The sequence below is a fragment of the Mesorhizobium sp. ESP-6-2 genome, from assembly GCF_020164675.1.
Classification (GTDB): Bacteria; Pseudomonadota; Alphaproteobacteria; order Rhizobiales; family Rhizobiaceae; genus Mesorhizobium.
Window position 1 is genome coordinate 229,018 of the sequence record NZ_JAIUGT010000008.1, and the last position, 14,414, is coordinate 243,431.

The 14,414-nt window shown below is 62.8% G+C and carries 13 protein-coding genes; 5 read left to right on the plus strand and 8 right to left on the minus strand.

The genetic code is table 11. From position 1 onward, the window contains the following. Positions 1 to 211: 211 nt before the first annotated feature. The 5 genes from LB532_RS21465 (at position 212) to LB532_RS21485 (ending at position 4,645) form a co-directional block, all read left to right on the plus strand. Complete coding sequence (locus LB532_RS21465; protein ID WP_140642569.1) at positions 212 to 1,201, plus strand: NADP-dependent oxidoreductase; 990 nt, start codon at positions 212 to 214, stop codon at positions 1,199 to 1,201. A 73-nt stretch (positions 1,202 to 1,274) separates the two neighbouring features. Beyond that, positions 1,275 to 1,931 (plus strand): HD domain-containing protein, encoded by a 657-nt coding sequence (locus LB532_RS21470; protein WP_140642571.1) that lies wholly within the window; start codon positions 1,275 to 1,277, stop codon positions 1,929 to 1,931. Between the two features lie 155 nt (positions 1,932 to 2,086). Continuing rightward, positions 2,087 to 2,524: a cupin domain-containing protein gene (locus LB532_RS21475; protein ID WP_140642573.1), complete on the plus strand. Its 438-nt coding sequence runs from the start codon at positions 2,087 to 2,089 to the stop codon at positions 2,522 to 2,524. 355 nt (positions 2,525 to 2,879) lie between these two features. Then, a complete protein-coding gene (locus LB532_RS21480) occupies positions 2,880 to 3,854 on the plus strand; it encodes a GlxA family transcriptional regulator (RefSeq protein WP_140642575.1) in 975 nt (324 codons plus the stop codon). Between the two features lie 149 nt (positions 3,855 to 4,003). Further along, positions 4,004 to 4,645 carry an HD domain-containing protein gene (locus tag LB532_RS21485; protein ID WP_140642577.1) on the plus strand — a complete coding sequence of 214 codons (642 nt, stop codon included), beginning with the start codon at positions 4,004 to 4,006 and terminating at the stop codon, positions 4,643 to 4,645. A gap of 93 nt (positions 4,646 to 4,738) precedes the next feature. Here the strand turns inward: LB532_RS21485 and LB532_RS21490 are convergent, their stop codons facing one another. The 8 genes from LB532_RS21490 to LB532_RS21525 all read right to left on the minus strand — a co-directional run bounded on the left by LB532_RS21490 (position 4,739) and on the right by LB532_RS21525 (position 14,388). Beyond that, positions 4,739 to 5,491 (minus strand): hydroxypyruvate isomerase family protein, encoded by a 753-nt coding sequence (locus LB532_RS21490; protein ID WP_140642579.1) that lies wholly within the window; start codon positions 5,489 to 5,491, stop codon positions 4,739 to 4,741. Continuing rightward, entirely contained in the window at positions 5,491 to 6,144 is a 654-nt protein-coding gene (gene otnC, locus LB532_RS21495) for a 3-oxo-tetronate 4-phosphate decarboxylase (protein ID WP_140642581.1), read from the minus strand. Before otnC ends, LB532_RS21490 begins: the two co-directional genes overlap by 1 nt. Continuing rightward, positions 6,141 to 7,406, minus strand: coding sequence for a 3-oxo-tetronate kinase (gene otnK / locus LB532_RS21500; protein WP_140642582.1), 1,266 nt, complete (start codon positions 7,404 to 7,406; stop codon positions 6,141 to 6,143). Before otnK ends, otnC begins: the two co-directional genes overlap by 4 nt. A gap of 53 nt (positions 7,407 to 7,459) precedes the next feature. Beyond that, positions 7,460 to 8,446, minus strand: coding sequence for a D-erythronate dehydrogenase (gene denD, locus LB532_RS21505; protein ID WP_140642584.1), 987 nt, complete (start codon positions 8,444 to 8,446; stop codon positions 7,460 to 7,462). A gap of 38 nt (positions 8,447 to 8,484) precedes the next feature. Then, positions 8,485 to 10,440 (minus strand): hypothetical protein, encoded by a 1,956-nt coding sequence (locus LB532_RS21510; RefSeq protein ID WP_140642586.1) that lies wholly within the window; start codon positions 10,438 to 10,440, stop codon positions 8,485 to 8,487. A 15-nt stretch (positions 10,441 to 10,455) separates the two neighbouring features. Continuing rightward, positions 10,456 to 11,421: an ABC transporter permease gene (locus tag LB532_RS21515; RefSeq protein ID WP_140642587.1), complete on the minus strand. Its 966-nt coding sequence runs from the start codon at positions 11,419 to 11,421 to the stop codon at positions 10,456 to 10,458. Continuing rightward, positions 11,418 to 13,325, minus strand: coding sequence for a sugar ABC transporter ATP-binding protein (locus LB532_RS21520; protein ID WP_140642589.1), 1,908 nt, complete (start codon positions 13,323 to 13,325; stop codon positions 11,418 to 11,420). The genes LB532_RS21515 and LB532_RS21520 overlap by 4 nt, the downstream gene beginning before the upstream one ends. A 79-nt stretch (positions 13,326 to 13,404) precedes the next feature. After that, the gene (locus LB532_RS21525) at positions 13,405 to 14,388 is read right to left on the minus strand and encodes a substrate-binding domain-containing protein (RefSeq protein WP_140498327.1); all 984 of its coding nucleotides are present in this window, start codon (positions 14,386 to 14,388) and stop codon (positions 13,405 to 13,407) included. Positions 14,389 to 14,414 lie beyond the last annotated feature (26 nt).

Sequence of the window (14,414 nt, forward strand, 5' to 3'; positions counted from 1 at the left end):
CAGGCTGGGCTCGGTTGCTACATACGGACAAGCCAAACTGACAATCGCCCTGGAGAACGTTCATGCGACTGCCGCTGGCGCGCCATCGCCCAAGCGAACTCGATTGAGAAAGTCCGCTTCGCGGAAGAAGCCTGGATCAGGGACGTCGTCGGTAACAAGTCTCCGCGAGGGTTGACGTGGTCATGACAAACTGAGCGCAAGGAGAAACGAGATGACCCACAGCAGCATCGTTCCTCAGGCCGATGAGGAGCAAATTCCTTCAACGATGATGGCCTGGCGCGTGCACGAGTTCGGACCGCCGGAGGTCATGATGTTCGAGCGCGTCCCACGGCCTGAGCCTGGCCCAGGTGAGGTCCTGGTCAAGGTTGAAGCCGCTGGCATCGGCCCCTGGGACGGTTGGATTCGGGCCGGCAAGAGCGTTCTGCCGCAACCGCTTCCGCTCACGCTTGGCTCTGATCTCTCCGGTGAAGTCGTCGAGGTTGGCCCGGGGGTGTCCGGACAGCGCGTGGGCGATCAGGTTTACGGCGTTACCAACCCGCAGTTCATCGGCGCGTATGCCGAGTACGCGGTAGCATCGGCGGAGATGGTGTCGAACAAGCCCAGCTCGCTGACCCACGTTGATGCTGCCTCCGCCCCTGTCGTTTCGGTGACGGCATGGCAGGCACTGTTCGATCACGCTAAGCTCAAGGCGGGCCAAACAGTGGTCATTCACGGGGCTGCGGGAAGCGTCGGCGCCTATGCGGTTCAATTGGCCCGCCGCGCGGGTGTGCAAACGATCGCAACCCTGGCGGCGGATGATATCTCCTTCGTGCGCGATCTCGGCGCCAACATGGTTATCGACTACCGGACCCAACGCTTCGAGGAAGAAGTTCGGGAAGCGGACGCCGTCATCGATTTGGTCGGGGGCGAGACACAAGACCGCTCATTCCAGGTTCTTCGTCGAGGCGGCAAGCTGATTTCGGCCGTCTCCCATCCGGATCAAAGCCTTGCGGAACGCCACGGCGTAGAAGCCAGCTTTTTTTTGGTCAGCGTCACAAGCCGGTACCTGGCGGAGATCGCTAGCCTCTTTGATGGTGGAATACTGAAGACGAAGGTGGGGGCCGTCTTGCCCCTCGCGGACGCGCGCGAGGCTCATCTCATGCTGGAACGCGTGCGGCCTCAGCCGAAGGGAAAGATCGTGCTCGCCGTGGAAGCGGGTTGATGGATCGAGCCCTCTCCTTCCGCTGGAGAGCGTAGGCTACCCGCTTAGTCCACACCCTGGAAAGGACGAAACAATGACCACTCCGCGCGCCAATGCTCTCGTCATTCCCGATTCCGTGCTCGCGAAAGAGGCGACAGACATACTGCGCGAGCATTCCACCGATCTGCTCTTTAATCACTCGATCCGCGTCTACCTGTTTGCGGTTGAGCAAGGTCGCCAAACGAAATTCCGCTTCGACAGCGAACTTCTATACGTGGCGGCCGCCTTTCACGACCTCGGCCTCATCAAGGAGTTCTCGAGCCCGGACGAACGCTTCGAGGTGGATGGCGCGAATGCCGCGCGGCAGTTTCTCAACGCCCACAACGTCCCTGAAGACCAGGTGCAGGCCGTCTGGGAGTCAATCGCGCTGCACACCACCCCGGGTATCCCTAAGCATATGCGCTCGGAAGTGGCGCTGCTCAATTCGGGTGTTCTTCTCGACGTGCTGGGGGTGGGCTTCGACCAGTTTCCAGCCGAGGTCCGCGAGGAAATCGTCGCCAAGTACCCGCGCATAAACTTCAAGGAAGGCTTCGTCCGGGAATATTTTGCGGGCTTCGCGCACAAACCCGCGACCACCTACGGGACGGTCAACGCCGGCGTCTGCGAACGTTTCATCCCTGGGTTCAAGAGCCCGAACGCTTGCGATCTGATCGCCGCGTCTCCGTTCCCGGATTCTCCATCACAAAGCTGAACATCATGAGAAGGATCATTCCCATGCGCGTTAGCACATACCGCAGCCCGGACGATATCAATAGCGTAGGTGAGGTCACCGGGAGAGTAGGTGCGGTGATACCCGTCAGTGGATCGGGCCATTGGCTCCATGCTCCGACGAAGCTTGCAGGCAATATGTTGAAGGCAGTGACGAAAGCACTGCGCCCGGCTCCAGTTGCCCTGCTGGCAGCAGCGATCGCTCTGGGGGGCTCGCCTGCCATCGCGCATGACCGGGAACAAGTGAGACCGGCGTTCGAGCACGCACTCCCGAATATCGAAGGCAAGAGGTTAGTCGCCGTCGTCGTGAGTTATTCTCCCGGGAGCAAGTCGCTGGCTCATCACCACGCAGCTTCGGCATTCATCTACGCCTATGTGCTATCCGGGGCCGTCCGCAGTCAGGTCGACGACGGTCCTGCAAAGGTCTACCACGCAGGCGAGAGCTTTTATGAAATGCCCGGCTCACATCACAGGGTCAGCGAGAACGCGAGCGACAAGGAGCCAGCCAGCTTGTTGGCAGTCTTCGTCGTCGACTCCAAGGACAATTCCTTGACGCTGCCGGACAAGGCGCCGTGATCAAGATCATGCGGCGATAAGCTCACCCGCGGCGTCGATCTTCGTCGCCGCGAGATAACTTATTGTGGTAATGAGAGCCAATCGGGCAAGGACAGAGGTCCACAGCAATTCTGGACTTGAGGGTAGCATGAGCGGCCGCCCGGCTTGCCAACATTCACGGAGATCGGACGCCGTCAATGGCGCGAGGCAATCGAGTTAGGGAGGCTGCGACGCCATTCGCATGCCCAATGATGATCAACGTTCATCTCTCATTGTTGGCCCAACTCGCGAGGGTCGGCTTATCCGCACTCGCAGGCCTTTTACCGTATCCCCGTTCCCTGCATAATACCGCACCAGACTGGAGGGGCCGTGAGGGGTGCCAGTACAAGCTGTCGCGATCGTCGTCTATGAGGGGGTCCAGGCACTCGACGTGGCCGGGCCGATGGACGTCTTCAGCGAGGCGAACACCTTTCTGGGCAGCGCCGATCGCTATGAGACGGTATTGATTGCCGCTCACCGCAACCCGCTGCGTGCATCGAGCGGCATGCGCATGGTGGCCGACCTGACCTTCGACGAGGCGGCGGGTGGCTTCGACATCATTCTGGTAGCCGGCACACCTACGCCGCCGGAAGCGGAGCCCAAACCGGGTCTGGTTCAGTGGGTCAAGGAGTTGCCGTGGCGCTCAAGCGTTTATGGGTCCATCTGCACCGGGGCCTTTGTCCTTGGCTATGCTGGTCTCTTGGACGATCGGCGGGTCACAACCCATTGGCAGGACGCGCAGGCGCTGGCCGAAAGGTTCCCGAAAGCCAAAGTCGAACCGGATCTGATTTATGTCCGCGATGGACGGCTGATCACCGCGGCAGGCGTGACTGCGGGGATAGATTTGGGCCTGGCGCTCGTGGGGCAGCGGCACGGCGCGGAAATCGCGCTCAAGGTCGCCAAGCGGCTGGTCGTCGTTGCCCAGCGCCAGGGCGGACAGTCGCAGTTCAGCCCCTATCTCACGGCACCGGCCGATCCAGCGGCGCCGATCGCGCGCATCCAGGACCATGTCATGGCCAATATCGGGGGCCGCCACACGCTGGAGTCGCTCGCCGCTGTCGTCGGCATGAGCCCCCGGAACCTGGCCCGACATTTCGTGCAAGCGACCGGGATAACGCCCCACGAATTCATCGAGCGCGCCCGCGTCGATGCGGCGCGCATGATCCTGGAAGGAACCGATCGGCCGCTGAAGACCGTCGCCTTCGATTGCGGCTTCGGGTCTGCGGACCGGCTGAGGATCGTCTTCAGCACTCGCCTTGGCGTCACTCCCGTTCAATATCGCGCCAGCTTCCGGCGGACTGACTCGGAATAGATCTGCCGCGAAGGTTCAGACGGGCATTTGTCAGGAAACGACGTACGGCTGTCCTGATCCGAAGGATTCTGTTCGTTGTCCGAAGCAGGGCGCTACTGCGAAATACCGGCACGTCCACTGGCCGGTTACCCAACTAAGGAGAGCGTTCCATGTCCGAGATCATCGCCGGCATCCGCCTGCCAGACAGTGCTATCGCGCGGGCGGCCACGAACCTCGTGCGCGATACAGAAGACGACCTGCTCTACAACCATAGCCGGCGCGTCTTCTTCTGGGGCGCGCTGACCGGCGAGCGACTCGGTCTGAAATATGATCCGGAGCTACTTTACCTTGGCGCCATGTTCCACGACATGGGCCTCACCGAGAAATATGCGAGCCCCGACCTGCGCTTCGAGGTCGACGGTGCTAATGCCGCGCGCGATTTCATGAAGAGCTACGGCGTGCCGGAGCGTGATATCGAGGACGTCTGGACTGCAATCGCGCTCCACACGACGCCCGGCATCCCCGAGCATATGCGCCCAACAATCGCGCTGGTGACCGCCGGTGTGGAAATGGACGTGCTCGGCATCGCCTATCACGATTTCACGCATCTGCAGCGCGACCATGTCTGCGTGCATCATCCGCGCGAGACGAACTTCAAGGAGAACATCATAGATCACTTCGCCAACGGCATTGTCAGGAAACCGCTGACGACGTTCGGGAATGTGAAGGCCGACGTGCTGGCGCTGAAGGACATGAACTATGTCCGCCAAAACTTCTGCTCGATCATCCTCGGCTCAGCTTGGCCAAGTTGACTTATTGGTTGCCGAGCAAAGAACGCTGAAATAGGCGCGAACTGTGTTTTTCTCACGTAATCGTTGCAGGCCAGCAAGGACGCGCACTCAGACCTAGTGGTCGAAACGCTTCATCCAAGCAAAGGAATCGGTAGTGGGGCGATATTCGGCGCCGAATGCGCCATCATAGCCGGCGTCCGCGATTGCGCGCAGGAGCCAGCCATAGTCCACCTCGCCGTGATCGGGCTCGCTACGATCCGGTACGGCGGCGAATTGGATATGGCCGATCTTGTCGGAAAATTGCCTTACCGAGTTAAGCAAATCGCCTTGAATGATCTGCATGTGATAGCAGTCGAACATTACTTTTACCGCACCGTCTGTCGCATCGATCACACGCAATGCAGTGGAAAGGTCGGCGAGGAAATAGCCCGGCGCATCGCGCGGGTTCAGGGGCTCGATCAATATACCGATGTTGTGCCGTGCCGCCGTCTTCGAAGCGTACCGCAAATTGCCGGTGAACGTCGCGAAGGCTTCGTCACCGATTGCCTTTCCTGCCATCACATGGATGTTGCGACAGCCTGTTACGGCTGCCCATTCAATCGCCTGGTCGATCGCCGCGCGCGCTTCCGTTTCACGGCCCGGCAGCGCGGAGAGGCCGAAATCGCCCGCCCCAACATCCCCCCGGGCCGTGTTGATGCCAAGCAGCGGAAGACCGGTTTCGGCGAGCAGCGCCGCGACCACCGATGCGTCGGTATCGTAAGGCCAATGCATCTCGACCGCCGCGAAACCGCGCCGCTTGGCGGCGCGGATCGCATCCGGAAGCGCTAGGTCACGAAAGAGAAATCCCAGATTGGCCGAAAGTTGCATCAGTCGTCCCACTCCACGTCAAAGTGTTCCACCAACTCGCGAATTTGCGGAGCCGCGAGGATCCTGGGCCGCAAGCCCTGGGTGAGAAGCGTGAGCTTGGCCGTTTCCTCAAGTTCCTCCATCGCGTAGGAGGCGGCTTCGAGATCCTTGCCGGCGACGACGGGTCCGTGGTGGGCCAGCAATACGGCCGACCGTTTCCCGGCGAGTCCGCGCACGGCGTCTGCCATCGCCGGGTCGCCGGGCCGGATGTAGGGCAGCAGTTTCACCTTTCCCAGCCGCATGATCGAATAGGCCGTCAGCGGCTTGAAGACGCTGTCGGGATCGATGTCTGGCAGAAGCGAAACCGCGACAGAATGGGTCGAATGAAGATGGACGACCGCTCCGGTGCGCGCACCGCGCGTCTCGTAGAACGCCTGATGCAGCGGCATCTCTTTCGTAGGCCTGTCACCGTCCACGAACCGCCCCTGCGCATCGAACAGCGACAGGCGGGCGGGGTCGAGCGCGCCAAAGGACGATCCTGTCGGCGTCACGAGCAGCCGACCATCGCCGAGCCGGGCGGAGATGTTCCCCGAGCTTCCCGCAGTGAGGCCGCGCGCGAACATGGACGCAGCGATGCTGCAGATCTGATCCCTGAGTCTTGTTTCATCGCTCATCGTAGAACGCCTCCCGTAAGGACGTCGGCTGCCTTTTCGAAGAACCCGGCCGAGCCGAAATTGCCCGATTTAAGGGCGAGCACCATATCCGGGTCACGGGCCTTCAACGCCGGAACACCGGGGTCGATCTCCGGTCCGATCTCGAATGACGAAATGTTGAGCGCCGATACGACGGCCCCCGATGTCTCGCCGCCCGCCGTAACCAGCCGGCGTACGCCACGCGCCGAAAGCTGACGCGCCAGTTCGCCGAAAAAACCTTCAACCGCCGTCGCGACTCGCTCCTTCCCGTAGCGGTTCTGTGCGGCGGCGACGGCTTCGGGCTCGGCCGACGAGAACACCAGTGGCAAGCCGTGGTGCTGGTGATCGATCGCCCACTCGGCATATTCAACAGAATTGGCCGTGCCGTCCACGACCGCATCCACCTCCACAACGCGCGTCGGATGACTTTTCCGGTGCTCGGCAATCTGGCGCCGGCTCATGGTCGAGCACGAACCGCAAAGCGCGGCCCCTGGCCCCTGTATTCCCTTCCAATGCGTGGCCGCCGTGCCGATCAACCCGGCCAGACGAAAGTTGGCCGGAAGTCCCAGCGCTATTCCCGAACCGCCGCTGAGCAGGACATCGGCTTCGGCAGCCTCGCCAATGGCGATAAGGTCCTTGTCCTGGATGGCGTCGACCACGACGTAGCGAGAGCCCCTGGCGGATGCCGCCTCCAGCGCGTCTCTGATCGGGCCGCTTCCTTCCGCCACGACGCTGTAGGGGACATGACCGATCGCGCGCCTGGTCTGTCGCGAAAGCCAACGCCGCAGATCGGGATCCGTCATCGGCGTAAGCGGATGCTTCTCCATGCCGGATTCGCTCAACAGCCGATCGTTGACGAAAAGATGCCCCTGGTAGATCGACCGGCCGGTTGCGGGAAACGCCGGACAGACGATCGCGCGTGCCGCTCCCAGCGCGTCGCCAAGAGCGTCCAGCACGGGACCGATATTGCCTTCGGGCGTCGAGTCGAATGTCGAGCAGTACTTGAACAGATATTGGCGGCAGCCTTGGCGTCGAAGCCACTCCAGCGCCGCGAGCGACTGCTTCACCGCCTCCGAGCCGGATATCGTTCTGGTCTTCAGGGCAACGACGCCCGCGTCAACCGAGCGGTCGGAGGCGGTGTTGGGAACGCCGTTGTACTGGACCGTGCGCATGCCCCCCTTGGCGAGTGTGTTGGCCAAGTCGGAGGACCCGGTGAAATCATCGCCTATGCAGCCCAGAAGCATCGGAATTTCCCAGTTTCAACTTTCACGGAACTTTGGCGGCCATGCCCTAGCGGTTAAGGGATGGTCTTCGGGGCGTCGTCCGCCAGGTAAACCGCGATCAGTTCGTCGACCGTGCTTTCGGCCACAAAGCCCAGACTGGTGGCCAGCCTGGGCGTGAAGGATTTCGGCCACCCGGCAATAATGGCCTCGATCGCCTCGTCCGGCTTGCGGTCTATCAACGACTCGGCTTCGGCCCCTGCCACGTGGCGGAGCGCGGCAATCTGGTCGGAGACCGTGGCCGCGACACCCGGCATGTTCAGCGTGCGCCGGGCGCCCAGCGCGGATGTATCGAGCATCGCGGCATGGATGAGGAAGGCTACCGCCGAGCGCGGGCTCGCCAGCCAATGCTTGACGGTCTCCTTCACCGGCAGCACGGAGCGCTGCCCGGCGAGTGGCTCGCGCAGGATGCCGGAGAAGAAGCCCGAGGCTGCCGCGTTGGGAGCGCCGGGCCGAATGACGATCGTCGGGAGGCGTATCCCGACGCCGTCGAGGAAGCCGCGGCGCGAGTAGTCGGCCAGCAACAGCTCGGATATCGCCTTCTGGGTGCCGTAGCTGGTCAGCGGGGCAAGGATGTAGTCGTCGGGAATAGGGTCAGGCAGAGGCGCGCCATAGACAGCAACCGAGGAGGTGAACACCAGCCTCGGGATATATTTCCGCCGGGTTCCTTCCAGCCGGATCGCCTCGAAAAGAGCGCGCGTGCCGTCCATATTAATCCGGTAGCCCTTCTCGAAATCGCGTTCCGCTTCGCCGGACACGATGGCCGCGAGATGGAAGATCACATCCGCACGGCGCGCGGTCAGATCCTGCGCTGCGCCGGGAGCGGAAATATCGGCGGCAATGGCTTCGACAAAACCTATGTCACCGGTTGGCACCGGCGGCTCCGTCACGTCCGCCAGCGTCATCCGGTCGATCTTTCGATCTCCAAGCGATGCTGTCCGCGAAAGCTCGGCCGCGAGTTTGCGGCCGATCATTCCACCAGCGCCAATGATGAGTATATGCATGGATGCTCCGTTCTCTTGGACTGGTTTGTGATGCCGCTTCAGACCTGCCTGAGCGCGCGCACGACTGCGTAGGCTTCGAGCGACAGCGTTTGCGTTCCGTCATGCGTCAGCCGATCGAGCAGATCCGGTTGGCGCGATGCCGCGACGAAAGATGAGGCGTCAAGAATTGCAGCGCGCGCGAAGCCCTCGGGGAGGCGCACCTCCAGCGCGTTGGGCGAGGGGTTGCATAACCACAGCTCGGTGCCTTTTTCGGTAACTGCCGCGATCCCTCGCACTGCGCCAGGGACCGACGATCGCAGCGGACGGAGCGGGCAGCCTTTGAGCTTCGCCAGGCCTCGCACGATGTGCCAGACAGGATAGAACTCGCCCTTGCCTTCGAACCAGGGCTGCGGAAACGACGTCGGCACGGAGAGGACGCCGAACGGGCCGACCGCGGCGCCGAGCGCGATGGCCGCCGCGCCGCCTTCCGCGAAGGCGGCGAAGTAGCCGAGGTTCCAGGCCGCTCCCATGACGCCCCGCTGGCGCGGATCATTGAAATTGACCGCCTGCCGGATGTTGGCGGGATTGGCGACCGGCGCTTCACCATAGGGATTGTCGCGCAACCCGATTGCGGACGGCCCAACGGAATATGGGCGGCCCTTGGCGATCGCCGGCACGGTCCTGGCAATATGCGGCAGGCATTCGAGCGTCTCCATCAAGGAGCGGTCGTCACCAGCGTGGAAGATCGCCGCCGTCGTGAATGTCACGAGGTCTATCGCCTCGGCCGGGGGACGTTTGCGGTTGAGCTCGGTGAAGAAGCTGAACATGCCTCCGCCGATGCGAGATCCGGGGAAGGCCGCGCGCGCGGCCGTATAGAGCTTCGCCGCATCCGGCGCTGGCGGCCAGATGCTGCCGGGCAGCGTGCATTTAAGATCGGGTGCGGGCGACACCAGAACCGTCGTGAAGCGATGATCGAGCCTCGCGGCCACCTTGCCCAGGGAGTCGATTTCCGCCGCGGCGCCAGCATCGTCGACATGCTCGACCACTGCTTCGAGCCAGGGTTGGGCGCCCATTGCGATGGCGACCTCGACCTGCCTCGCCAGCGTTTCGGCATCGTGGCCGCGCCGCGGATCGTGATGGCAGATGACATGGGCGATGCCGAGCTGGGCAAGCGTCTCGACATGCCGCAATACGGCCGAAGCGTCCTCGGGCTGCAATCCGACGCCGAGAGGTGGAATCGCGTCCGCCGCCTCGCCGAGCGTCAGGGCGGCGAGGCCTCCCGGTTGACGCGACGGACCCTTGGGAGAGCCCTTGACGGTCAGGGTGATCTTCTGTTCGACGACCTCGCCGGGCTCGATCCTGTACGGCCAGGGCAGAGCGAGCGGACGAACATAGGTCTTGTAGGAGGCGTCGGTCCAGTTCCGCTGGTCCTCCATCTCGAACGCGTCGCCCTCCATAAGGCAGCTGACCCCCAGCCCGCCGGGAGTACGGTGCGAGATTTCACGCAGATCCATCATCGGCTGCACCGGATCGATCTCCACAGGAAACCGTGTCTCGACCCTCTCGCCGCTTGTGTGCGTGATCGTGGCGGCCGCGCCGCTTATGCCCTCTATGGGATGCAGGACGACAAAGCCGGTCCGGTTCGTGAGAAGCCCGGTCGGCGTGGTTCCGCGAGCCGAATAGGTCAGAACGCCGGCCGCGGTACCAGCGATGGCCACGTCATAGCCGAAGGTCTCGCCTTTGCTGGCAACGCTTGCGCGATAAGCCACACGAAAGCGATCGTCGTCCTTTTCGACGACCAGGTCGGTGATTTTCGGAATGAGCGTCGCCCAGTCCTTGTCGCGGACCACGAACGAGATTGCGCGGATCACCTCTTCGCCATGCATGCGGAAGTCGCGCAGGTTCGCGCCGTCGAAAAGCACGCTGAGGGGCCCGGCGCTCAGTAGCCGCTCCTCTGCCGGTAGTTCTTCGGTGCCGTAGAGGCGGACGGCGCGGGAAGGATCGGACTGTGTCATAGGATTCTCCTGGTCTCAAACGCGGCGCGATTTCCAGGTGATGAGGCGCTCGGCCAGCAAGGCGAGGATGATGATGGCGCCGATGGCGGTCCCCTGCCAGAACGGCGAGACGCCGAGCAGGTTGAGGCCATTGCGGATCATCACCATGATCAGAACCCCCATCAGCGTGCCGAATATCGTGCCTCGTCCGCCGTAGAGGCTCGCGCCACCGATGACCACGGCCGCGATGGCGTCGAGTTCAAGCTGGTTCCCCCCGATCGGGTCAGCCGACATGATCTGCGCCAGCGAAAAGGTCATCGCCGTCGCCGAAAGGGCACCGGACGCCACGTAGGGAAAGATCGAGTAGAAGAGGGTGTTGAGGCCGGCCGCCCGGGCGGCTTCGATGTTCGAGCCGACCGCGTAGATGGTTCGCCCGCCCTTGGAATATGTCAGCCACGCCCAGGTGGCGAGGTAGAGCGCGATGAGGAAGATGACGTTGGCGGGGATGCCCAGCAGGTTCGTGTAGACGATATTCTGGAGCCCCATGGGCAGTCCCGAAATCGAGCGCTGTCCCGACACGATGTAGGCGAGACTGCGCCCCATCGCCATGACCCCGAGCGTCACCACGAAGGGCGCCAGGCCGAACACTGCGATGAGAACGCCGGAGAAAAGCCCGATCAGGGCGCCGCAACCTATGGCGAGCGCGATCGCCACCGGAATGGGGAATTCCTTCAGGAGCAGGGCGAGGATGATGCCGGTCACGCCCGCTACCGACCCGACGGAAAGGTCGATGCCGCCAGTCAGGATCACCAGGGTCATGCCGACGGCAACTATGCCAAGTACCACCGATTGGTCGAGTATGTTGAACATGTTCCGCTCGGTGAAGAAGTGCGGCGAGATGAACGACAGGATCACCGCAAGCACCATGGCGAGGCAGAGCATCCGGAACTCAAGCGTGCTGGCGAATCTGGGCGTCGCAAAGGATCGTGTGGGCGCGTTCATGTGTCGATCTTTTCGTCTTGAGGTGTATCGAACAGGCCGGCGATCCGGGCCGACAGGGCCCCGGCGTCCGGCAGCCCGGAGCCGGCCGGCAGGCTGAGCCCGATCCATCCCAGATTGTGCCCCCGGCGATTGGACAGTGGTGCAAGCAAGGTAGAGCGGCCGTCATTCTCGGTCACGATACCGGGTTGACGCCTTCCAAGCGCGAGGGGGATTGCCGTCTCCTGCGCAAGATAGACATGCCCGGCCGCGAGTCCCATCGTTGCAGCCGGCGTACCCTCGGCGAGGGCGAGGCAGACGAACCGGTCGTCGTCGATCAATCCCCAGAATGCCGTGCCGCCGTGGCCGGCGACAAGATCGCGCAGGAATGCCGTGTTGCGCTCGGCTGAGCTTCGGGGCGCGGCGAGCAGCGTCAGGCTCTCTTCGCTCAGTCGCGAGGCGGGCAGGTCGGCGATGGTATAGCCGTCACTCACCACGACGACCCGCTCGCAGATCCCCAGTAGTTCCTGGAAATCCGAGGAGATCACGACTACGGCTATCCCCCTTTCGGCCACTTCGCGCAGCAGTTCGTAGATTGCCTGGCGTGTCCCTATGTCGACGCCTTTCGTGGGCTCGTCGAGGATGAGCACTTCGGGCTCGATCAGCAGCCAGCGCGCGATGATGATCTTCTGCTGCATGCCGCCAGAGAAGTGCAGAAGGTTTGCATCCATGCGGTCGGTCGGAAGGTCGAGACGCGAAATCAGCTCGTTGGCCTGCTTGCGGCGCGCCGAATGGCCCCGCCCGAAACCCCTGTGCTTGCCCATCTGGGCGAGGAAGAGATTTTCGCCGACCGTCATGTCGGGCACGATGTTCTGGGCCCGCCGGTCCTCGGCGACCATTCCGAGACCGGCGCGGATTGCCGCGATAGGGCTGTTGGGGGCAATCTCCTTGCCGCCGACAAGGACGCGCCCGCGGCTGCGGTGGCGCAGTCCGAATATCGCTTCGGCGCTCTCCGAGCGTCCAGCTCCGACAAGCCCGCCGAGGCCGAGAATTTCACCCCTGCGCACCGTGAACGAGACGTCACGCACGAAAGGTGGGGCTTTGAGCCCAGTTACCTCCAGAGCCATCGGCTGCTCGTTAGTGGTCACTCGCGAGACGGTCTTTCGATACACATTTCCGATGTCGCGTCCCACCATGTGGCGGATGACGTCGGCCTGCGTGAGCCCCGCCGTGGGCACGCTTTCGGCCACGGTCTTGCCCTCGCGCAGGATTGTGACGCGATCGGTGACTGCGAAGACCTCCTCGAGCCGATGCGACACGAAGGCGAGTGCCTTCCCGCTGTTTTTCAGCCGCCCCATGATCTCGAACAGCCGGTCAACCTCGATCGGCGAGAGGGAGGCCGTCGGCTCGTCGAAGATGACAAGGTCGGCGTTGAGGGCCAACGCCTTGGCTATTTCGACGAGTTGGCGTTGCGCTGCCGAGAGCCGGCGCACCTCGATGTCGAGTGGCAGTACGTGGTCGTGGCCAAGTTCCGACAGGATGGTCTGTGCCTTGTGTCGCAACTGGCTGAAAGACAGACGGCCCGGCATCGCGTAGCTGGGCAGGAAGATATTCTCCAGCACGCTCATGTCGGGCGCAAGGCTGGTTTCCTGTGCCACGAGGGCAATGCCGGAACGCAGCGCGTCGCGCGCGGATCCGACGGTCAAGGGAGCACCCTTGAAGAGTATCTCGCCCGACGAAGGCGGCAGGTGTCCGCAAACGATCCGTGACAGCGTCGATTTTCCCGCGCCGTTCGCGCCCAGCAATCCGCAGATCTCGTACCGGCAGAGCGCTATCGACGCGTTGCTGAGCGCGTAGGCGTTCCCGAACAGGCGGGTGACGCCACGAGCCACGAGAAGCGGCTCGGGAATCTTGCTGCTGTCTACCATCCGAGGACACACTCCAAGTGGTACGAATAAAGCGTCCGGGGGAGCGTGCCCCCGGACGGCCTAGTCGGCCAGGCCCCGATTACATCTCGTTGGCGAAGACCGTTTCCTTGATGGTTGGAAGCTCCTGCTCGATGTTCTTGCTGGTCACGATCTTGATCGGCACGAGAATTTTCTTTTCGGGAGTCTTGCCGCCGAGATGGTCAACCATCGCGCGTCCCGATTCCTGACCCATCAGATATGGCTGCTGCATGCCCGAAACGACCAGTTCGCCCGACTGCAGCAACGGCACGAATTCCGGCACGCCGTCGAAACCGGCAACCAGCACGTCGCCGGTGAGGCGGGCCGCCTTGATTGCCTGCAAGGCGCCCAGCGTCGGGCCGTCGGTCTGGACGAAGAGGCCCTTCATGTCCGGATTCGCGGTCGTCATATCCTGCGTGAACTTGAAGGTTTCGTCCGCGGTGTAGGTCTGCATCTGCTGCAGCCCGGCTTCCTTGGTGATGCCAGCCTCTGTCATCGCGTCCTTGAAGCCCTTGGTGCGGGCCTGGCCGTTGAGGCGGGCCTGGCTGATGCCGACAATGCCCACGCTGCCGTCCTGCTTGCCGGCGGCCTTCATTGCCTCGGCCAGCGCTTTGCCGACGCCGTTCGCGCCCTGATAATTGTCAGAGATGATGAAGGACACATAGTCGCCGCTGTCCGTGCCGATGTCGGCGATGACCACGGGAATATTTGCCTGCTTGGCGAGATCGAGCACGGCCGGCGCGGTCGAGCTGTCCGTCGGAGAGATGATGATCCCGGCGACGCCGCGGGCGATCGCGTCCTTGGCATTTTTAAGCTGGGTCTGGGCATTGTTGCCCGAATCCAGCGCCTGATAGGTGTAGCCTCCCTTGGTTGCGACATTCTCGATGCCCTTGGAGAGGTATCGCCAGAAGGCAAGGTCGAGGCCTGGAGTCAAATAGACCAACTCCTTGGATTCGGCGAGAGCGGCGGTCGCCGTCCCGGCAATGCCGGTCAGCGCGACAACGCCCGCGAGGGCTGCGGTGGCAAAAAGGCGTCTTGTCAGCATGGAAACTCCTCCTGTTGTGCTGCATG